The 19968-nt window shown below is 65.7% G+C and carries 14 protein-coding genes and 1 tRNA gene; 12 read left to right on the forward strand and 3 right to left on the reverse strand.

The window, feature by feature from the left end; all coding sequences use genetic code 11:
- The first annotated feature begins 27 nt into the window (after positions 1–27).
- From recC to recD, 3 genes are read left to right on the forward strand one after another with little or no spacing between them, the layout of a single operon-like run.
- Positions 28–3459 carry an exodeoxyribonuclease V subunit gamma gene (gene recC, locus BT115_RS12855; protein WP_255369420.1) on the forward strand — a complete coding sequence of 1144 codons (3432 nt, stop codon included), beginning with the start codon at positions 28–30 and terminating at the stop codon, positions 3457–3459.
- Entirely contained in the window at positions 3456–7103 is a 3648-nt protein-coding gene (recB, locus tag BT115_RS12860; protein WP_072322969.1) for an exodeoxyribonuclease V subunit beta, read from the forward strand. The genes recC and recB overlap by 4 nt, the downstream gene beginning before the upstream one ends.
- Positions 7100–8974 (forward strand): exodeoxyribonuclease V subunit alpha, encoded by a 1875-nt coding sequence (recD, locus tag BT115_RS12865; protein WP_072322970.1) that lies wholly within the window; start codon positions 7100–7102, stop codon positions 8972–8974. Before recB ends, recD begins: the two co-directional genes overlap by 4 nt.
- 9 nt (positions 8975–8983) lie before the next feature.
- On the opposite strand, the gene BT115_RS12870 is transcribed toward recD, so the two are convergent.
- Complete coding sequence (locus tag BT115_RS12870; RefSeq protein ID WP_072322971.1) at positions 8984–9994, reverse strand: NAD-dependent epimerase; 1011 nt, start codon at positions 9992–9994, stop codon at positions 8984–8986.
- Between the two features lie 233 nt (positions 9995–10227).
- Here BT115_RS12870 and thrS point away from each other — a divergent pair, with 233 nt between their 5' ends.
- The 9 genes from thrS (at position 10228) to BT115_RS12915 (ending at position 17817) form a co-directional block, all read left to right on the forward strand.
- Positions 10228–12129: a threonine--tRNA ligase gene (gene thrS, locus BT115_RS12875; protein ID WP_072322972.1), complete on the forward strand. Its 1902-nt coding sequence runs from the start codon at positions 10228–10230 to the stop codon at positions 12127–12129.
- 44 nt (positions 12130–12173) lie between these two features.
- Positions 12174–12701, forward strand: coding sequence for a translation initiation factor IF-3 (gene infC, locus BT115_RS12880; protein ID WP_072322973.1), 528 nt, complete (start codon positions 12174–12176; stop codon positions 12699–12701).
- A 234-nt stretch (positions 12702–12935) separates the two neighbouring features.
- Positions 12936–13133: a 50S ribosomal protein L35 gene (gene rpmI / locus BT115_RS12885; RefSeq protein WP_036114929.1), complete on the forward strand. Its 198-nt coding sequence runs from the start codon at positions 12936–12938 to the stop codon at positions 13131–13133.
- A gap of 14 nt (positions 13134–13147) precedes the next feature.
- Positions 13148–13507 (forward strand): 50S ribosomal protein L20, encoded by a 360-nt coding sequence (gene rplT / locus BT115_RS12890; protein ID WP_072322974.1) that lies wholly within the window; start codon positions 13148–13150, stop codon positions 13505–13507.
- Positions 13508–13618: 111 nt separating this feature from the next.
- Complete coding sequence (gene pheS / locus BT115_RS12895) at positions 13619–14611, forward strand: phenylalanine--tRNA ligase subunit alpha (protein ID WP_072322975.1); 993 nt, start codon at positions 13619–13621, stop codon at positions 14609–14611.
- A gap of 63 nt (positions 14612–14674) precedes the next feature.
- Complete coding sequence (pheT, locus tag BT115_RS12900; protein WP_072322976.1) at positions 14675–17056, forward strand: phenylalanine--tRNA ligase subunit beta; 2382 nt, start codon at positions 14675–14677, stop codon at positions 17054–17056.
- Between the two features lies 1 nt (position 17057).
- Entirely contained in the window at positions 17058–17357 is a 300-nt protein-coding gene (gene ihfA, locus BT115_RS12905) for an integration host factor subunit alpha (protein ID WP_036114917.1), read from the forward strand.
- Positions 17338–17694 (forward strand): MerR family transcriptional regulator, encoded by a 357-nt coding sequence (locus BT115_RS12910; RefSeq protein WP_036114913.1) that lies wholly within the window; start codon positions 17338–17340, stop codon positions 17692–17694. The genes ihfA and BT115_RS12910 overlap by 20 nt, the downstream gene beginning before the upstream one ends.
- 46 nt (positions 17695–17740) lie before the next feature.
- Positions 17741–17817, forward strand: a tRNA-Pro gene (locus BT115_RS12915).
- An 87-nt stretch (positions 17818–17904) separates the two neighbouring features.
- Here BT115_RS12915 and BT115_RS12920 read toward each other — a convergent pair.
- Both BT115_RS12920 and BT115_RS12925 read right to left on the reverse strand, forming a co-directional pair.
- Positions 17905–19335 (reverse strand): nitrilase-related carbon-nitrogen hydrolase, encoded by a 1431-nt coding sequence (locus BT115_RS12920; protein WP_072322977.1) that lies wholly within the window; start codon positions 19333–19335, stop codon positions 17905–17907.
- On the reverse strand, positions 19319–19900 hold the full coding sequence (locus BT115_RS12925) for a TetR/AcrR family transcriptional regulator (RefSeq protein WP_072322978.1): 582 nt from the start codon (positions 19898–19900) through the stop codon (positions 19319–19321). Before BT115_RS12925 ends, BT115_RS12920 begins: the two co-directional genes overlap by 17 nt.
- Between the last annotated feature and the right edge of the window lie 68 nt (positions 19901–19968).

Genomic DNA, 19968 nt, shown 5'->3' on the forward strand with positions numbered 1-19968 from the left:
CGACGTATTTCGCCCTGGAGGCGCTCGTTGAGCGACGCGCACGACATCGTGCCGGGCCTGATGGTCCTGCACGGCAATCGCCTTGAAGAACTGCGCGACGTGCTGGTCGGCTGGCTGGCGCGCACGCCGTTGCGTCCGCTCGAAGACGAGTGGGTGCTGGTGCAATCCAACGGCATTGCGCAGTGGTTTCGCATGGCGCTGGCGCGCGGTCGGGACGAGGGCGGCCTGGGCATCGCCGCGGCAGTGAATGTCGAGCTGCCGGGCCGTTTCCTGTGGGTTGCCTATCGCGCCGTGCTGGGCCGCGACGCCGTGCCGCCCGAATCTCCCTTCGATAAATCACGCCTCGTGTGGCGCTTGATGCGGCTCTTGCCCGCGGTGTCGCACGAGGCGGGTTTCGAGCCGCTCGCGGCATTTCTCGGCGCCGGCGACGACGCTCGCAAATGTCACCAACTGGCCGAGCGACTGGCCGACCTGTACGACCAGTACCAGGTCTACCGCGCCGACTGGCTCGACGATTGGGCCGCGGGGCGCGACGTGATGCGCGACGCGCGCGGTGGTGCACCGGACCTCGATGCGGGCGACCGCTGGCAGGCCGAACTATGGCGACGCCTTCTGGCGGACGTCGGCGACGCGGACGCCGATGGCCATCGCGCGGCCGTGCACGAGCGCTTCCTCGACGCGGTCGTCCATGCCGTGGAGCGCCCGACCGGGCTGCCTCGGCGGATCGTGGTGTTCGGCATGTCGTCGCTTCCTCGCCAGACCCTGGAAGCGTTATCGGCGCTGTCGCGCTGGTCGCAGGTGCTGCTCGTGGTGATGAATCCGTGCCGGCACTACTGGGCCGACATCGTCGACGATCGCGAGCTGCTGCGCGCAGAACGTCGCCGGCAAAGCGCGAAGCCCGGCATGCCGTTGCAACTGTCGGACGACGAATTGCATCTGCACGCCCACCCGTTGCTGGCGGCGTGGGGCAAGCAGGGGCGCGACTACATCCGTCTTCTAGACGAGTTCGATCACCCGGACAGTTACCGCGAACGCTTCACCGCGTGGGACCAGCGCATCGACCTGTTCGCCGAGCCGCGCACGGAAACGCTACTGGGCCAGGTTCAGGCGGCGATCCTGGATCTGGAGCCGCTGCCGGCGACGCCGCGCACGCTGGACGCCGACGACACCTCCATCGCCTTCCACGTGGCGCACGGTCCCCAGCGCGAGGTGGAGATACTGCACGACCAGTTGCTCGCGCGGTTCGAGGACGCCGCCCGTCGAGGCGATCCGATCCTGCCGCGCGACGTGATCGTGATGGTGCCGGACATCGAGACCTACGGGCCGCACATCGACGCGGTCTTCGGCCGCGTGCCGCGCGACGACGCGCGTTTCATTCCCTACAGCATCGCCGACCGCACGGCGCGCGGCACGGCGCCGATGATCATGGCGCTCGACATGCTGCTGGCGCTGCCCGAGTCGCGCTTCGGCATCGGCGATATGGCCGACCTGCTGGACGTGCCGGCAGTGCGTGAGCGTTTCGATCTCGGCGAGGACGACTTGCCGCTCCTGCAGCGCTGGATCAACGGCGCAGGGGTTCGCTGGGGCCTCGATGCATCGCAGCGCGCATCGCTGGACCTGCCGCCCCTCGAACAGAACACCTGGACCTTCGGCCTCCGTCGCATGCTTCTCGGCTACGCCGCGGGGCAGGGCGAGGCGTGGGGCGACATCGAGCCCTACGGTGAGGTCGGCGGCCTGGATGCGCGCCTCGTCGGACCGCTGTCGGATCTGCTCGATGCCTTGGGCGATCACTGGCGCGAACTTGCACAGCCGGCATCGCCGGCCGTGTGGGGCGAGCGCCTGCGTGCATTGCTGCGCGATCTGTTCGCGCCGTCCGAGCCCGAGGACCGCATGTTGCACATGCGTCTGCTCGATACGCTGGAAGCCTGGGAGCGCGCCTGCGCTGAGGCCTCGTTCGAACAGCCGCTACCGGTGGACGTCGTGCGTGAGGCGTGGCTCGCTCCTTTCGACGACAACGGGTTGTCCAAGCGCTTTCTTGCCGGCGCCGTGAGCTTCGGCACGTTGATGCCGATGCGCGCCATTCCGTTTCGCCTCGTCTGCCTGTTGGGCATGAACGATGGCGCCTATCCGCGCGCGCGGCCGCCGATGGATTTCGACCTGATGGCGCGCGGCGGCGCATGGCGTCCTGGCGATCGCTCGCGTCGAGAGGACGACCGCTATCTGTTCCTGGAAGCGCTGCTTTCCGCGCGCGATGCATTGCACGTCGGCTGGGTGGGCCGTAGTGCCCGGGACAACGCCGAGCTGGCACCGTCCGTCTTGGTCGGCCAATTGCGCGATTACCTCGCTGCGGGCTGGCGCGCAGCGAGCGGTGGCGACGCCTTGCCGGCGCTGACCGTCGAACATCCGCTGCAGCCATTCAGTCGCGCGTACTTCCAGGCGGGCGACCCGCGGTTGTTCACCTATGCCGGCGAGTGGCGCAGTGCACACGATACGCGCGACGAACATCGCGACGCGCCGCTCGAACCGCTCGTCGTCGAGCGGCCGCTGGCGATCGCCACGCTTCGCCGCTTCCTGCGCCATCCGGTGAGGGAGTTCTTCAACAGTCGCCTCGGTGTCCGCTTCGACGTGGCGGAAGCCGCGGCGGATGACAACGAACCGTTCTCGCTGGGCGGGCTCGATCGCTATGGCATGACCGACATCCTCTTGCGCGCCGCCCTGCGCGAGACGGAAAGCGATCCTCTCGCTGCCATCGGTGCCGCCAGTGCGCGCCTGCGCCGCAGCGGTGTGCTGCCCATGGGCGGCTTCGCCGACATGGCCGCGCAGACGCTGGAGGAAGGGGCACTGGCCGTCCACGCGCGCTACGTCGCCGAGCGCGCGCGTTGGCCCGTGGATGCCGGCAAACGCGAACTGAGCGTCGCCATCGATGGCCTGTTCATCGAGGACTGGCTGACGGGCCTCCACGCGGATGACAACGGCAGACTGGCAGCGCTGCGCGCGTCCCCGACGGCCGTGCTGGACAAGGAAGGCCGGCCACTTGCCCATCGCATGGTGGAGCCATGGGTCGAACATCTCGTGGCGCAGGCTGGCGGATTCGAGGTGGAAACGCGCTACGTCGGTCCGGATGCCACGGTCGTCATACCGCCGCTTCCGCTCGACACGGCGCACGCTTTTCTCCTGCGCGTGGTGCGTATGTGGCGAGAAGGCATGTGCCGTCCGCTGCCCGTCGCGTTGCGCGCGGCGCTGGCGTGGTTGGCCGAGGACGAGGCACGGGCAGAGACCGCGGCGCGGCTGGCTTATGGCCCGGCGATGCCGGGCAGTCTCGTGCCTGGCGAGGTCGACAAGGACGCGTATCTGCGTCGGGCGTATCCGTCGTTCGGTGTGCTGCTCGCAGCGGGCTTCGTCGACTGGCTACCGGCTTACGCGGAGTTCCTGGCGGCATTGCAGGTGGAGGCGGCATGAGCACGTCGATGCAGCCACTGCAGCCCGTGACCATGCCGTTGCATGGTGTGCGCCTCATCGAGGCGAGCGCAGGCACCGGCAAGACCTGGATCATCGCGGCGCTCTATGTGCGCGCCGTGTTGGGTCACGACATGCCGCAGCCCTTGCTTCCGCCGCAGTTGCTCGTGGTCACGTTCACCGAAGCCGCCACGCAGGAGCTGCGCGAGCGCATCCGCGCACGCCTTGTGGAAGCGGCTCGCGCGTTCCGCGCGTCGGCATCCGACGAGCCGTTCCTGGCCGAGCTGATCGCGACCTATCCCGTCGACGCGCACGCGTCATGTGCCCGACGTCTCGAACTGGCTGCGCAGTGGATGGACGAAGCGGCGATCTTCACCATCCACGGCTGGAGCCAGCGCATGCTCACCCAGCATGCCTTCGGCAGCGGACACGCATTCGCGCTCACGCTGGAACCGGACGAAAGCGAGTTGCTGGCCGATTGCGTTCGCGACTACTGGCGTCAGACGTTCTATCCGTTGCCGCCGCGGCAGGCCGAGATGGTGCTGGAAGAATGGCGCTCGCCCGACGACTTGCTGCGTGCGTTGAAACCACTGTTCTACGGTGGCGAAGTCACGCTGCGCGTGGCAGGCGAGGTGCTTGCCGACGCGACCGATCCGCGCGCGCTGATGGCCTCGCGCGGCGCATGGCAAGCCGAGCACGATCGACTGCTCGCGGAAGCGGCGGAGGCGTGGCGCAGCGATATCGATCGTATCGAAGCCCTGCTCACCGAGGCATCCACGACCAAGGTGTTGAACAACACGCGCTATCGTCCCGATCGTATGCCGGGCTATCTCGCCCCGGTGCGACGTTGGGCGTTCGGCGGTGAGGCGATCGAGGAAGCGCTGCAGCGTTTCACCGCCACGCGCCTGGCGGATGCCGCAGGCAAGGGCAAACAGCGTCCGGAACATCCGGCGTTTGCAGCGTTGGATGCCTGGCAAGCGTGGAATGAGCACAAGGTCGATATTCGCCACGCCTTGCTGGTCGACGCGCTGGCACGCGTGCGCGAACGGTTTGCTGCGCAGAAGCGGCGGCGCGCACAGATCGGGTTCGACGACCTGCTGCATCGTCTCGACGCTGCTCTTCGCAGCGACGCGGGAGACGCCTTGGCTGAAACTATTCGCCGGCAGTTCCCGCTGGCGTTGATCGACGAGTTTCAGGACACCGATCCCGTTCAGTACCGCATTTTCAGTCGCATCTATGCCGGTGTCCCCGACGTCGGCCTGTTGTTGATCGGCGATCCGAAGCAGGCGATCTACGCGTTCCGCGGCGCCGATATCCATACCTATCTATCGGCGCGCGCGCAGGCGCTCGCGCCGCACTACAGTCTGGACACGAACTACCGCTCGAGTCACGCCATGATCGAGGCGGTCAATGCCGTCTTCCTGCACGGCGAGCGGCATCCGCACGGCGCCTTTCATTTTCCGGATCGCGGCTTGCCCTTCGCGGCGGTGAGCGCAAAGGGCAGGGCGGAGCGCTTCGTCGTCGCAAGGGAATCGCAGCCGGCGTTGCGCCTCTGGCTGCTCGACGACGAACGGCCCGTCGGCGTGCGTCATTACCGCGAGCAGATGGCGGACGCGTGCGCCAGCGAGATCGTGCGCCTGCTGGAAGGGGCCACGCGCGGTGACACAGGGTTTGCCGAGGCAGAGGGGCGCATCGTGCCGCTCCGTCCGGCCGACGTCGCCGTGCTCGTGCGCAGCCGCTCGGAAGCGGCACAGGTGCGAGCGTCGCTGGCTGCCCGTCAGGTTCGCAGCGTGTTTCTGTCCGATCGCGATTCGGTCTGGGAAAGCGCGGAGGCGGAGGACGTACTCGCCTGGTTGCGTGCCGCCGCTGCCCCTGCGTCGGACACGGCGATGCGCGCGGCCCTGGCAACACGCACGCTCGACCTTGGCTATATCGAACTCGAACAGCTGAATGTGGACGAGGCCCATTGGGAGCGGCGCGGCGAGGAATTCCTGGCCCTGCGCCAGGTCTGGCAGCGTGCCGGCGTGCTTGCGATGCTGCATGCGCTGCTGCATCGCTTCGACCTGCCGGCACGCCTGCTCCTGCGTGCTGGTGGCGAGCGCGCGCTGACCAATGTGCTGCATCTGGCCGAGCTGTTGCAGCACGCGGCTTCCATGCTCGACGGCGAGCAGGCCCTGATTCGCCACGTGGCCGAACGCATCGCCGACACAGCCAGCCACCATGGCGACGACCAGCTCGTGCGCCTGGAAAGCGACGACGATGTGGTCAAAGTGATCACGATCCACAAGTCCAAGGGCCTGGAATACCCGATCGTATTCCTGCCGTTTGTCTGTGCCAGCGGCGGTCCGCATCCGGGCCAAACCGCTTATCGATATCACGATGGGACGGGTAGCCAGCTGGAGTTAGTGAGCAAGTCGAAAGGCGGCGCCGCTTCCGAACAGGCCAAGGACGCCGCGGATCTGGCGGCATTGCAGGAAGACCTGCGCCTGCTTTATGTAGCGATGACGCGTGCACGACACGCTTGCTACGTGGGTGTCGCGCCGGTGTGCCACGGCACCTCGCGTACACCGCAGGTGCATCGCAGCGCGTTCGGGCATTTGCTCAGCGGTGGCGAGGAGATCGGCAACGGTCGCATCGCGGGCCTGCTGCACGAGCTGGCGCAGGCTACGCCGTCGATCCGCGTGGAATACATGCCGCCCCCCGACGAGCGCCGTTTTGTCGCGCCGGATCGTCCCGAGGCAGCGCGACCCGCACGAGAGGCCACGGCGAGGCGCGCAGACCCCTGGCGCATCGCCAGCTACAGCGGCCTGCGCTATGCGGACGAGGTGTCTGCACCGGAAACCGCGACGGACGACGTCATCGTGGAATACGCCACCGAGCCCGTCGTCGCCGCTCCGACTGTAGCGGGTATCCACGCCTTCGAGCGGGGCGCGGAAGCGGGTACCTTCCTGCACGACCTTCTCGAATGGATCGCGGAGGAAGGCTTCGCCACCGTCGCCAGGGATTCCGCACGGCTGCGTGACACGGTGGCACGCCGTTGCGAACGGCGCGGCTGGAGTACATTCATCGATCTCCTGACGGATTGGCTGTCGATGCTTTTGCGGACGCCGCTGGCGCTGCCGGACGGCGGCCAGCTCGCGCTTGCGTCGCTCGACGATCCCTCGCGCTATCGTGCCGAGCTGGAGTTCCTGTTCGCCTCGCGTGGCGTCGATACGCTCGCCCTGGATCGCATCGTGCGCGAGCACACCTTGGATGGCGAGGCGCGCCCGACGCTGGCCGCGGACATCATCAACGGCATGCTCAAAGGCTTCATCGATCTCATCGTCGAGCACGAAGGCCGCTGGTACGTCGTCGATTACAAGTCGAACTGGCTTGGCGTGGATGCGCAGGCGTATACGACCGCTGCGATGCGCCGCTCCATTCTGGAAGCGCGCTACGAACTGCAATACGCGTTGTACCTGCTTGCATTGCATCGCCAACTGCGCGCCCGACTCGGTGACGCCTACGACTACGACACGCACATCGGTGGTGCGGTCTATCTCTATCTGCGTGGCGTGGATGGACACGGGCACGGGGTTCACGTGGAACGGCCGCCTCGGGCGATGATCGAGGCGATGGATCGGTTGTTCGAAGGAGCCTCCGCATGATCGCCGATGGCGTCGCATGGCTCGATCAAGCGCTTGCCGAGGGCCGGATCGAGCGCGTCGATCGGTCTTTTGCCCGTTTCCTGCGCACGCTGGACCCGGCGGTCGATCCGCGTGTTCAGGTAGCTGCCGCACTCCTGAGTCGCGAACTGGGCGAAGGGCATATCTGCATGCCGCTGACGACCTTGCGCGAGCGCGAGCCGGCGCTTGGCGATCCGTCGCTTTTTCTTTCCTCGACGCCGTTGGTGGCCTCAGCCGATGGCGATCCGTCGGCACCGTTGGTGCTCGACCACGATCTGCTCTATATGCGCCGTTTCTGGCGCGACGAATCCCGCGTTGCTCGAGCAATCGTCAGCCGGCTCGAGGTGCAGCCGGTGCATCCCGATCTGCCCGCGGAACTCGCGCGGCTGTTTCCATCCGACGATGCGCGACCGGACTGGCAGAAGATCGCCTGCGCGCTGGCAGCGCGGTCCCGCTTTGCCGTCATCACGGGGGGGCCGGGCACTGGCAAGACGACCACCGTCGTGCGCCTGCTCGGCTTGCTGCAGACCTTGGCGTTACGCGACGGCGGGAGTCGCCTGCGCATTCGCCTGGCCGCGCCCACCGGTAAGGCGGCGGCACGACTCAATGCGTCCATCGCCGGGCAGGTCGCGGAGTTGCAGGTCGATCCTGGGGTGAAGCAGGCCATCCCTGCCGAGGTGACCACGCTGCATCGTCTACTCGGTAGTCGCCCGGATACGCGGGCATTTCGCCACGATGCGGAAAATCCGTTGCACCTCGACGTGCTGGTCATCGACGAGGCATCGATGATCGACCTCGAGATGATGGCTGCAACGCTCGATGCCTTGCCGCCTACGGCACGGCTTGTGCTGCTCGGCGACAAGGATCAGCTTTCATCGGTGGAGGCCGGTGCGGTGCTCGGTGACCTTTGCGCTCGCGCGGACGTCGGCCACTACTCCTCCGCGACGCGTGACTGGATTGCCGCAGCCTGCGGCGAGGACGTGTCGGCCTGCACGGACGGTGACAGCGCACGTGCGCTGGATCAGCATGTCGCCATGCTGCGGCACAGTCGCCGCTTCGGCAGCGACAGCGGCATCGGCGCGCTGGCGACGGCGATCAATCAGGGCGATGCGCACGCAGCGCGCGCCGTGTTTGCGTCATTCTCCGACGTGACGCTCGGCGCGCCGTCGCCAAGCGCGATCGCCACCCTCGCCATCGAGGGGCGTGACGGCGCGCCAGGCTATCGGCATTACCTCGACGCCATCGAGAACACACGCCCCGCGGTCGGCGCGAGCGACGACGAACTGATGCTGTGGGGCCGTGGCGCCTTGCGTGCCTATGCCGGGTTCCAGCTGCTTTGCGCCACGCGCCTCGGCGAGCATGGCGTGCTCGCGCAGAACGCGCGCATCGCACAGGGATTGCTGGATCGTGGCCTGATCGAGGCGACAGGTGGCTGGTACGAAGGGCGCCCCGTCATGTTGACCCGCAACGACTACGCGCTGGGCCTCATGAACGGCGACGTGGGTGTGACGCTATGGGTACCCGATGGCCGCGGCGGCATGGCCTTGCGCGTGGCGTTTTCGGTGATGGACGAACACGGCGGCGAGCGCATTCGTTTCGTGGTGCCGAGCCGCCTGGTGGCGGTGGAGACGGTGTACGCGATGACGGTGCACAAGTCGCAGGGTTCCGAGTTCGAGCATACGGCGCTGGCCTTGCCGCCCGAACCGTCGCCGGTACTGACCCGCGAACTCGTCTATACCGGCGTGACCCGTGCGCGTCACTGGTTCACGCTGTTGGCCGCGCCGGACATCCTCGGCTACGCCGTGCAGCGGAAAACGCAGCGAGCCTCGGGGCTGCTGCGTCGTTTGCTCTGACTAACGCGTCTAGTCCGCCGCGTAGAAGCGCTTGTACCACTCGGCAAATTTCGCCAGCCCCTCGTCGATCGACGTCGAGGGCGCATAACCGACATCGCGACGCAGCGCCGACACGTCTGCCCATGTATCCGGTACATCGCCGGGCTGCATGGGCAGCAGGCGCTTTTCCACCGTGCGTCCGAGGTGTTTTTCGAGCGTGGCGATGAAATCGAGCAACTGCACCGGCTCGTCGTTGCCGATGTTGTAGACACGATACGGTGCGGCCGACGATCCTGCGTTCGGATTGACCGGATCGTAGGAAGGGTCTGGCGCAGCAGGATGGTCGAGCGTACGAATCACACCCTCGACGATGTCGTCGATGTAGGTGAAGTCGCGGCTGTGCTGGCCGTGGTTGAACACGTCGATCGGTTCGCCGCGCATGATCCGGCTCGCAAAGAGGATCGGCGACATGTCCGGGCGACCCCATGGTCCGTACACGGTGAAGAAGCGCAGGCCCGTCGTCGGCAGACCGAACAGGTGGCTATACGTATGTGCCATCAGCTCGTTCGATTTCTTCGTGGCAGCGTAGAGGCTCACCGGATGATCCACGGCATCTTCCACGGCGAAGGGCATCTTGCGATTGGCGCCGTATACGGAACTGGATGACGCGTAGACAAGGTGGCCCACTGCATGCCGACGGCATGCCTCCAGCACGTTGACGAACCCGACGAGATTGCTCTGCACGTAGGCATGCGGGTGTGTCAGCGAGTAACGCACCCCCGCCTGCGCCGCGAGATTGACCACGCGCTCGGGCTGGAAGTCCGCGAAGGCGCGGTCGACCGCCGCTTGCTCCGCCAGGTCGGCCCGCAGGTGGGTGTAATTCGGGTGGGCCGAGAAGCGCGCGAGGCGAGCTTCTTTCAGTGCCGGATCGTAGTAATCGTTGTGGTTGTCGAAGCCCAGTACGGTGTCGCCGCGGGCGAGCAGGCGCTCGGTTAGGGCCGAGCCGATGAAGCCGGCGCTGCCGGTGACCAGGATGCGCATGAGATGACCTGCGATGTGAGCGGCCGCACAGTGTAACGGAGGGGCCGATTGACACGGCAGCGGCCGTGATCTAGTTTTTGCCCGATATCCACGAAACGAAGGTGGCCCGCGGCAACGCCGGCCGAGTGTGCGACATGCGGACTACGAGCTTCCCAACCTGATCCCACGCCACGTCTTCGTCATCTTTCGAAGGGCGCCTGGCGCCCTTTTTGTTTGTCCGGAACCACGCATCCATGATCCAGATCACGCTACCCGACGGCAGCCAGCGCCCGTTCGAGCACCCCGTCACCGTTCAGGACGTCGCCGCCTCGATCGGCGCCGGTCTCGCCAAGGCCACGCTCGCGGGCAAGGTCGACGGCAAGCTCGTCGATGCCAGCTTCCTCATCGACCATGACGCCGCGCTCGAGATCGTCACCGAGAAGAGCCCGGAGGCGCTGGATATCCTGCGCCACTCCACGGCTCATCTTCTCGGCCAGGCCGTGCAGCGCCTCTTCCCCGGCGCGCAGGTCACGATCGGCCCGGTGATCGACAACGGCTTCTATTACGACTTCGCGTACGAGCGTCCCTTCACGCCCGACGACCTGGAAGCCATCCAGGCGGAAATGGAGAAGATCGTGAAGGAGCAGATTCCCGTCACGCGCTCGGTGAAGAGCCGCGACGAGGCCATCCGCTTCTTCCGCGACATGGGCGAGGAATACAAGGCGCAGATCATCGAGGGCATTCCCTCCAACGAGGAGCTCTCGCTCTATACCCAGGGCGAGTTCACCGATCTGTGCCGCGGCCCGCACGTGTTCAACACCGGCAAGCTGCGCGCGTTCAAGCTCATGAAGGTGGCCGGTGCCTATTGGCGCGGCGATTCCAACAACGCGATGCTGACCCGGATCTACGGTACCGCCTGGCTGAACGACAAGGACCTCAAGGCCTACCTGCTGCAACTCGAGGAAGCCGAAAAGCGCGACCATCGCCGCATCGGCAAGCAGCTCGATCTGTTCCACCAGCAGGAAGAAGCACCGGGCATGGTGTTCTGGCACCCGAAGGGCTGGGCCATCTGGCAGGCGGTCGAGCAGTACGTTCGCGGCGTCTACCGCCGCAGCGGCTACCAGGAAGTGCGCGGCCCGCAGATCATGGACGTGAGCCTGTGGAAGAAGTCCGGCCATTGGGACAACTACCAGGAAAACATGTTCTTTACCGAGTCGGAGAAGCGCACCTATGCGCTGAAGCCGATGAACTGCCCCGGTCACGTGCAGATCTTCAACACCAACCTGCACAGCTACCGCGACCTGCCGATCCGCTACGGCGAATTCGGTGGTTGCCATCGCAACGAGCCTTCAGGCGCGCTGCACGGCATCATGCGCGTGCGCGCGTTCACCCAGGACGACGGGCACATCTTCTGCACGCCCGCGCAGATCGAGGGCGAGGTCGCGGCCTTCCACGCGCAGGCCATGAAGGTCTACGACGATTTCGGTTTCAACGACATCGCGATGAAGATCGCGCTGCGTCCGGACAAGCGGATCGGCTCGGACGAGGTCTGGGACAAGGCCGAGCACGCGCTGCGCGCGGCGCTGTCGGCTGCCAGTGTCGCCTGGGAGGAACTGCCGGGCGAGGGTGCCTTCTACGGCCCGAAGATCGAGTACCACATGAAGGACTCCATCGGCCGCGCCTGGCAGGTAGGCACGATGCAGGTCGATTTCATGATGCCCGAGCGCCTGGGCGCCGAGTACGTCGACGAGCACAGCCAGCGACAGCACCCGGTCATGCTGCATCGGGCCATCGTCGGGTCGATGGAGCGCTTCATCGGCATCCTGATCGAGCACCATGCGGGCTTGCTTCCGACGTGGCTTGCCCCCATTCAGGCGGTGGCGTTCAGCATCACCGACGCTCAGGCCGATTATGTGCGTGAAGTGGTGCAAACCCTTGTCGGACAAGGCTTCAGGGTGGATGCCGATTTGCGCAACGAAAAAGTCGGATATAAAATCCGCGAGCATACGTTGCAGAAGGTTCCCTATCTCATCGTGGTCGGAGACCGCGAAAAGGAAACGGGTACCATTTCCGTACGTACCCGCGGGGGCGAAGACCTCGGCAGCATGCCGGTGGCACAATTCGTCGCACGTTTGGAAGCCGAGACCCGCCGCTAGGCCGCGGGTCCGGTATTGAGATCATTCTTCTGGAGGATAGCGGTATCGCTACGACCGATAACAAGGGCAATCGCAAGAACAACGACATTCGCGTGCCGAAGGTCCGCGTGCTGGGCGCCGAAGGCGAGCAGATGGGCATCATGGACACCCGTGATGCGATTCGTGCCGCCGAAGAGCTTGGCATGGACCTCGTCGAGATCCAGCCGAACGGCGATCCGCCGGTCTGCAAGATCATGGACTACGGCAAGTTCAAGTTCGAAGCCCAGAAGAAGGCTCAGGCCGCCAAGAAGAAGCAGAAGCAGGTCGAAATCAAGGAAGTGAAGTTCCGCCCCGTCACCGACGTGGGCGACTACGACATCAAGCTGCGCAAGATGCGCGAGTTTCTTGAAGAAGGCGACAAGGTCAAGGTCACGATCCGCTTCCGCGGCCGCGAGATGTCCCACCAGGACCTCGGCCAGAACCTGGCCCGCAAGATCCAGACCGACATCGGCGAGGAAGGCGTGGTCGAGCAGTTCCCGCGCCTCGAAGGTCGCCAGATGGTCATGATGATCGGGCCTAAGAAGAAGGTCTGATCTCTGGAATTGTGGGAGCCGCTATAGCGGCGAGAAGCCCACGGAGCCATGAAGCGGCGGGGCAGGTTGTCCTCGCCGCTATAGCGGCTCCTACACATAGCCTTAAGATTCGTGTATCATCGCCGGCTCGGTCCGTATGGATGGGCCGATTCACCGTACCCGGCAGGAAGGAAAGTGCAGGCGCTTCAACGCCTTGCCGCCGGATCAGTCAGCAACCGAATACGGAGCATTCCGATGCCCAAGATCAAGACCAACCGGGCGGCCGCGAAGCGTTTTCGCAAGACCGCATCGGGCAAGTTCAAGGCCGGTCACGCCTTCAAGTCGCACATCCTGACCAAGAAGTCGACCAAGCGTAAGCGCGGCCTGCGCGCTCCCAACCACGTCAAAGCGTGCGACACCAAGGGTGTAGCTCGCATGTTGCCGTATCTCTAAGGGAGGCTTGAACCATGGCTCGTGTTAAGCGTGGCGTTACCGCCCGTCGTCGTCACAAGAAGATCATCGGCCGTGCCAAGGGCTACTACAACGCCCGCCGCAAGGTATTCCGCGTAGCCAACCAGGCCGTCATCAAGGCCGGTCAGTACGCCTACATCGGTCGCAAGCAGCGCAAGCGCCAGTTCCGCGCGCTGTGGATTGTCCGTATCAATGCCGCCGCTCGTCAGTTCGGTCTGTCGTACAGCCGCCTGATCAATGGTCTGGCCAAGGCCAACATCTCGGTCGACCGCAAGGTCCTCGCCGACCTGGCCGTGCATGACATCAAGGCGTTTGGCGCGATCGCAGAGAAGGCCAAGGCCAGTCTGGCTGCGTAATCCGCTTTACCACGCGCGGTAGCAATGCCGCGCGATGATGGATGACGTGGGGAGAAGGCCTTGCCTTCTCCCCATTCTTTTTTTCCGGCCCAGGAAAAACCAGGAATTCCGATGGAATCGATCGAGCATATCGACGCATCGCTGCGGGACATCGAAGCCGCCTCCACGCTGGAAGCGCTGGACGCCGTGCGCGTCGCGCTGTTGGGCAAGAACGGTGCGGTCACGGCGGCACTGAAGGCCCTGGGGCAGCTGTCCGGCGACGAGCGCAAGGCACGGGGTGCCGAGGTCAATCGCGTCAAGGAGCGGTTGACCGACGCCATCGCCCAGCGCAAGCAGGCGCTGGAGCAGGCCGAACTGGACCGCCGCCTCGCTTCCGAACGCATCGACGTGACCCTGCCGGGACGCGACGGCGAATACGGCGGCATCCATCCCATTACCCGCGCGTTGGAGCGCATCGCCGACATCTTCGGTCGCCTCGGGTACCAGCGTGCCGACGGTCCCGAGATCGAGGACGACTGGCACAACTTCGAAGCGCTCAACTTCCCGCCGCATCACCCCGCGCGCGCGATGCACGACACCTTCTATTTCGGTGACGGTCGCCTGCTGCGCACGCATACCTCGCCGGTGCAGATCCGTTCGATGCAGGGGCGCCAGCCGCCGATCCGCATCATTGCGCCCGGCAAGGTCTATCGCAGCGATTCCGACCAGACCCACTCGCCCATGTTCCACCAGATCGAAGGGCTGCTCGTGGACGAGACGTCCAGCTTCGCCGATCTCAAGGGCACGCTGGCCGAGTTCGTGCGTGCGTTCTTCGAGCGCGATTTCGAGATGCGCTTCCGCCCGAGCTATTTCCCGTTCACCGAGCCCTCCGCGGAAGTGGACATCCGCTGGGATGCCGAAGATGGCAGCGCGCGATGGCTCGAGGTGCTCGGCTGCGGCATGGTCCACCCGACCGTGTTGAAGAACTGCGGCATCGATCCGGAGCGCTACACGGGCTTCGCCTTCGGCCTCGGTGTGGAGCGTTTCGCGATGCTCCGCTACGGCGTCGGCGACCTGCGCGCCTTCTTCGAGAACGACCTGCGCTTCCTGCGTCAGTTCGCCTGATCCGTCTCGCCGTATGGCCGGCACGAAGCCGGCCATCGATTCCACGTTCAACGAGTGGCTCTCATGAAATTCTCCGAAAACTGGCTGCGCGAACTGGTCACCATCGATGCGGATCGCGCCGCACTGGTCCACGCGCTGACGATGTCGGGCCTGGAAGTCGAAGAGGTCACCCCGCTGGGTGATGGCCTCGACGGCGTCGTGGTGGCCGAGATCGTCGCCGCCACGAAGCATCCCGAAGCCGATCGCCTGCAGGTGTGCACCGTGGATGCGGGGCAGGGCGCTCCACTGCAGATCGTATGTGGCGCACCCAACGCCCGCGTCGGCATTCGCGTGCCGCTCGCCATGGTCGGCGCCACGCTTCCCGGTGGCATCCAGATCAAGGCGGCGAAGCTGCGCGGCGTCGAGTCGTTCGGCATGCTGTGCTCGGCGAAGGAACTCGGCATCGACGCCGATGCGTCCGGCCTGCTCGAACTGCCCAGCGACGCGCCCGTCGGCAAGACGCTGGCTGAGTACCTGGGTCTGCCCGACGCCAGCATCGAGTTGAAGATCACGCCGAATCGCCCGGACGTGCTCGGCCTGCAGGGGCTGGCGCACGACGTGGCCGCGCTGTTCGGCAGCCGCGTGGAAGCCATCGGCGCGACCGATGCCGCCGTCACGATCGATACCGCGCGTGAGGTCAAGCTCGAAGCCGGCGCCGACGCGCCGCGCTATCTCGGTCGCGTCATCGAAGGTGTGGACGCAAAGGCACGTTCGCCGCTGTGGCTCGCCGAGCGCCTTCGTCGTGCCGGCATCCGCCCGATCAGCGCCATCGTCGACATCACCCAATACGTGATGCTCGAACTCGGCCACCCGCTGCATGCCTTCGACAATGACACGCTCACGGGTGCGGTGGTCGTCCGTCACGCGGCGGAAGGCGAGCGCCTGAAGCTGCTCGACGGTAACGAAGCCAAGCTGGACGCCTCGTTCGTCGTGATCGCCGACGACGCGCGTCCGCTGGCCGTCGCCGGCATCATGGGTGGCTTCGATTCGCGTGTGACCGACGCCACGCAGAACATATTCCTCGAAGCCGCGCATTTCGCACCGTCCGCCATCATGGGGCGCGCGCGCAAGCTCGGCCTGCATACGGATGCCTCGCACCGCTTCGAGCGCGGCGTCGACCCTGCCTTGCCGAAACGTGCCATCGAACGGGCGACGCAGTTGCTGCTCGAAATCGCTGGCGGCAAGGCCGGTCCGGTCACCGTGGCCGAGCGCCCGGAAGACCTCCGTGAGCACGCGCCTGTGATGCTTCGCCATGCGCGCCTTCGCCGCGTGCTGGGCATCGACGTCGCCGCCAGCGAGGTCGCGCGCATCTTCGTCGCGCTGGGCATGGGTGTCGTCGAGGTGGCCGATGGCTGGCGCATCACGCCGCCCACCAGCCGCTTCGACATCGAGCGCGAGGAAGACCTCATCGAGGAGGTCGCGCGCATCCATGGCTACGAGCGCATTCCCACCCACGTACCCGCGGGTGAGATCGCGCTGCGTGCGGAACCGGAGGCACGTCTCACCGAGATGGCGCTGCGCGACCAGTTGGCCGCGCGCGGCTACTTCGAGGCGGTGACGCTGTCCTTCGTCAACGCCGATCTGCTGCGCACCTGGGGCGTGGATCGCGATGCCGTCGCCCTGGCCAATCCGCTGTCGGCCGACCTCGCCGTCATGCGCACGTCCCTGTTGCCGGGCTTGGTCGAGGCGCTGCGCCACAATCGCGCGCGCCAGCAGGACCGCGTGCGCCTGTTCGAAGTGGCGCGCAGCTTCCACGCCACGGGCGCGGCCCCCGACGAGATCGGCCGCGTGGCCGTGGTCGCTTCCGGCGGCGCGCGCGCGGAGCAGTGGGGTGAGCCGTCCCGCCCCGTGGACTTCTTCGATCTGAAGGGTGACCTCGATGCGCTGATCGCCCATACCGGTGAACCGTCGCGCTGGTCGGTCGACGCTACTGACCTGCCGTCATGGCTGCATCCCGGTCGCGGTGCTCGCGTGCTGCGCGACGGTCAGGCGGCCGGCTATCTTGGCGCTCTGCATCCGGCGCTTGCCAAGGCGCTGGACCTCGGCCCCGACGTTCACGTCATGGAGCTGGCGCTCGAACCATTGCTCGCCCGCCGCCTGCCGAGCGCGGCGGCCGTGGCGCGTTTCCCGGCAGTTCGTCGCGACATTGCCGTGGAGTTGCCGGAAGAGGTGTCCTGGGCCGCCGTGGAAGCCGCCGTCCGCGGGGCGCTCGGCGATGTCCTCAAGGAGATTCGCCTGTTCGATCGATATGCCGGAAAAGGGATCGATGAAGGGCGAAAGAGTCTCGCTATGGGCTTGATTTTACAGGACGCTTCACGCACCCTTACTGACGACGATGCCGACGCCCGCGTGGCTGACGCGGTGGGGGCATTGGAGAAGACATGCAAGGCAAGATTGCGAGGATGAGATGGCGCTGACCAAGGCGGAAATGGCCGAGCGGCTTTTCCTCGACGTAGGTCTCAACAAGCGTGAGGCCAAGGAATTCGTGGACGCGTACTTCGAAGTCGTGCGCGAAGCGCTTGAGAGGGGCGAGCAGGTGAAGCTGTCGGGTTTCGGCAACTTCGATCTGCGGCAGAAGAATCAGCGGCCCGGTCGCAATCCCAAGACCGGCGAAGAAATTCCCATCTCTGCCCGGCGGGTGGTAACGTTCCGCCCCGGCCAGAAACTCAAGGTAAGAGTCGAGGGCTATGCTGGATCCAGGGAATAACACCGAACTTCCCGCCATTCCGGCGAAGCGCTACTTCACCATTGGTGAGGTCAGCGAGCTTTGCGGCGTCAAGCCGCATGTCCTTCGCTACTGGGAGCAGGAGTTTCCTGCGCTCAAGCCGGTCAAGCGTCGCGGCAACCGCCGTTACTATCAGCGCCACGACGTCCTCATGATTCGCCAGATCCGCTCGTTGCTGTACGACGAGGGCTTCACCATTACGGGCGCCCGCGCTCGCCTGGAAGGTCCGCAGGCGCGCATGGAAGCCAGCATGTCGCACCAGATCGTCCGCCAGGTTCGCCTGGAACTGGAAGAAGTCCTGACCCTCCTTCGCCGCTGATCGGCTTCCGCTGGTCGCGACGATGCTGTTACAATCGTTCGCTCGTCGGGGTGTAGCGCAGCCTGGTAGCGCACTACGCTGGGGGTGTAGTGGTCGCGAGTTCGAATCTCGCCACCCCGACCATTATTCGAAAAGGCGTCCTTCGGGGCGCCTTTTTTCGTTGCCGATGGCGGTGGCTTCCATCGGACGAGTGCCTCAAAGATGTCGTCTCTAGCGCGAGCGGCGAGAGGTCGGTGCGACCGCCATCCCGAGCAGCGCCAGCAACGCGACGACGTCGAGCCACGCGAACCAGTTCCCCCAGCGCGCATAGAGCGTCTGCGTCTCGCGCAGCGGCAGGTTGCCCACCCGTTCCGCGTCATCCTGTTCGCTGGATGCTTCGGCAACCACTCGCCCACGGTCGTCACTGAGCGTGAGTCGGCCGGAGCGAGCGGCGCGCGCGACGGCAAAGCCGCCTTCCACGCCACGCATGATCGCCATGCGACTGTGCAGCCAGCCGTCTTCCACGAAGTCCCACGCGGGCACGAGCAGCAGCTGCGCGTTCCCCTGCCCGTAGGCCTTCGAAAAGTCCTGAAAGTCCATGTCCTTGCAGATCGCCAGGCCGATTCGTGGCGTGCCCGTCAGCATCTGAAACGTGTTGCCTGGCGTGAACCGGCCCTCGAAACCAGGGATCAAGTGATGCTTGTGATGCATCGCAGGCGACACCGCGCCGGGTTGGAAGACCATCGCCGTATTGCGCTCCACGCCATGGTCTTCCTGCAGGTTGACGCCGACGTCGACGATCATGCCGTGCCGCTGCGCGAACTCCGCAAAGGCCGGAATGGATACGCCAGCAGCGAAGATGCCTTCCGGAAGCACTGCCATCTGCGCGCCTTGATCGGCGGCACGACCGAGCGCGGCGAGGTAACGATCCCGACGCGCCTGGCCTTCCGGCGAGTCGATGGCGACCGGCTTACCGGTCTGATCGAGCGCGATGAGCCCCACGCGAGCCTGAGACGTCGACGGCGCAGCGAGTCGCCAGATGCCGAAACCGAGGACGATGACGAGCAGCAACAACGCGCTCCCCGCCAGGGCGCGCCGCGTTCTTGCGTTCGCCTGAGAAGCGCTCAGCAAGGCCACGGCGGTCGCGACGAAAAGCATCAGCGCGCCGATACCCCAGATACCCGTGATCGCCGCCAACTGGATCACCGCCAGCGCGTCCATCTGCGTGTAAGCGATATCGAAGAAGGTGCCGTGAGGCGATATCAGGCTATTGAAGAACGCCAGCGCCACCCACGTGACCGGGATCGCCAAGGCGGCAGCGACGACGCGTCCACGTCGCAGCAGACGCTTATGCAGGAGCACGCAAAGCGCGAAGATCACGCCGGGCCAGAGCATGGCGAAGACGACGACACCGAAGGGCAGGCCAATGTGGCCGTGCATGTAGGACCACAGATTGCCCGAACCGGTCGCCATCGCGAGGAACGCGGAGGCAGCTGCCCAGCGCGTTCTTACCCTCGACGCCAGCCAGAGCACCGGCACGGGAGTAAGCCATGTGATCCACCACACGGGATGGGTACCGCTACCGAACCACCAGCCGATGGCGGTGAGGGCGGTCGCCAATATCCATACCGGCACTACGGAGCGTTCAGGGCGCAAAGGCATCGATCGTTCGTCCCAATGAGGCGAGGTAGAAGGTTCGGAAGCGCTTCTCGTCGAAGCTGAAGCGACCGCCCCGGTACAGCGCGATGAGCCCATGGGCATGCGCCCACAGGTCCATGGCCAGATCCCATTCGTCGAGCGTGCGCAAGGTGCCCTGAGCCATGCCTTCCGCGATCGCGTCGGCGATAAGGTTCAACGTAGGCGAGCGGCGAGCACGAAAGTCCTCGGGGAAGCGCCTGGCGTCATCACGGGGCAGTCCGAAAGCGTGGTCGAACAGGTGCGGATGCGTGAGGGCGTAATCGAGGTAAGACTCCAGCATGGCCAGCAGACGGCGGTGCGGGTCGTGCTGGCGCGCGTGGCTCGCCCAGGTGCGCGCCGCGTCTTCGAAGCTGTCGTTGGATAGCCGCGCCAGCAACGCTTCGCGATTGGGAAAGTGTCGGTAGATCGCCATGGCCGACAGGCCGACATCCGCCGCCACGCGACGCATGGTCACGGCCTCCGCACCGTGCGCGTCGAAGAGGGCATGAGCAGCGGCGAGGATGCGGTCGGCAGTGGTGTCGGTTGGCATGTTTACAGTGTAAACATGCTTCGCGAGCGAGCGCAATGGCTCCGAATGGTTCAAGCTTTACCAAGCTC

The organism is Luteibacter sp. UNCMF366Tsu5.1, from assembly GCF_900119235.1.
GTDB classification, from domain to species: Bacteria; Pseudomonadota; Gammaproteobacteria; order Xanthomonadales; family Rhodanobacteraceae; genus Luteibacter; species Luteibacter flocculans.

What these genes read in the sequence shown, in the direction of transcription:
- rpmI (WP_036114929.1), top strand. Translation starts at nt 12,936, where the DNA reads ATGCCCAAGATCAAGACCAACCGGGCGGCCGCGAAGCGTTTTCGCAAG.
- rplT (WP_072322974.1), top strand. Translation starts at nt 13,148, where the DNA reads ATGGCTCGTGTTAAGCGTGGCGTTACCGCCCGTCGTCGTCACAAGAAG.
- pheT (WP_072322976.1), top strand. Translation starts at nt 14,675, where the DNA reads ATGAAATTCTCCGAAAACTGGCTGCGCGAACTGGTCACCATCGATGCG.
- BT115_RS12925 (WP_072322978.1), bottom strand. Translation starts at nt 19,900, where the DNA reads ATGCCAACCGACACCACTGCCGACCGCATCCTCGCCGCTGCTCATGCC.
- BT115_RS12910 (WP_036114913.1), top strand. Translation starts at nt 17,338, where the DNA reads ATGCTGGATCCAGGGAATAACACCGAACTTCCCGCCATTCCGGCGAAG.
- recD (WP_072322970.1), top strand. Translation starts at nt 7,100, where the DNA reads ATGATCGCCGATGGCGTCGCATGGCTCGATCAAGCGCTTGCCGAGGGC.
- BT115_RS12920 (WP_072322977.1), bottom strand. Translation starts at nt 19,335, where the DNA reads ATGCCTTTGCGCCCTGAACGCTCCGTAGTGCCGGTATGGATATTGGCG.
- thrS (WP_072322972.1), top strand. Translation starts at nt 10,228, where the DNA reads ATGATCCAGATCACGCTACCCGACGGCAGCCAGCGCCCGTTCGAGCAC.
- ihfA (WP_036114917.1), top strand. Translation starts at nt 17,058, where the DNA reads ATGGCGCTGACCAAGGCGGAAATGGCCGAGCGGCTTTTCCTCGACGTA.
- pheS (WP_072322975.1), top strand. Translation starts at nt 13,619, where the DNA reads ATGGAATCGATCGAGCATATCGACGCATCGCTGCGGGACATCGAAGCC.
- BT115_RS12870 (WP_072322971.1), bottom strand. Translation starts at nt 9,994, where the DNA reads ATGCGCATCCTGGTCACCGGCAGCGCCGGCTTCATCGGCTCGGCCCTA.
- recB (WP_072322969.1), top strand. Translation starts at nt 3,456, where the DNA reads ATGAGCACGTCGATGCAGCCACTGCAGCCCGTGACCATGCCGTTGCAT.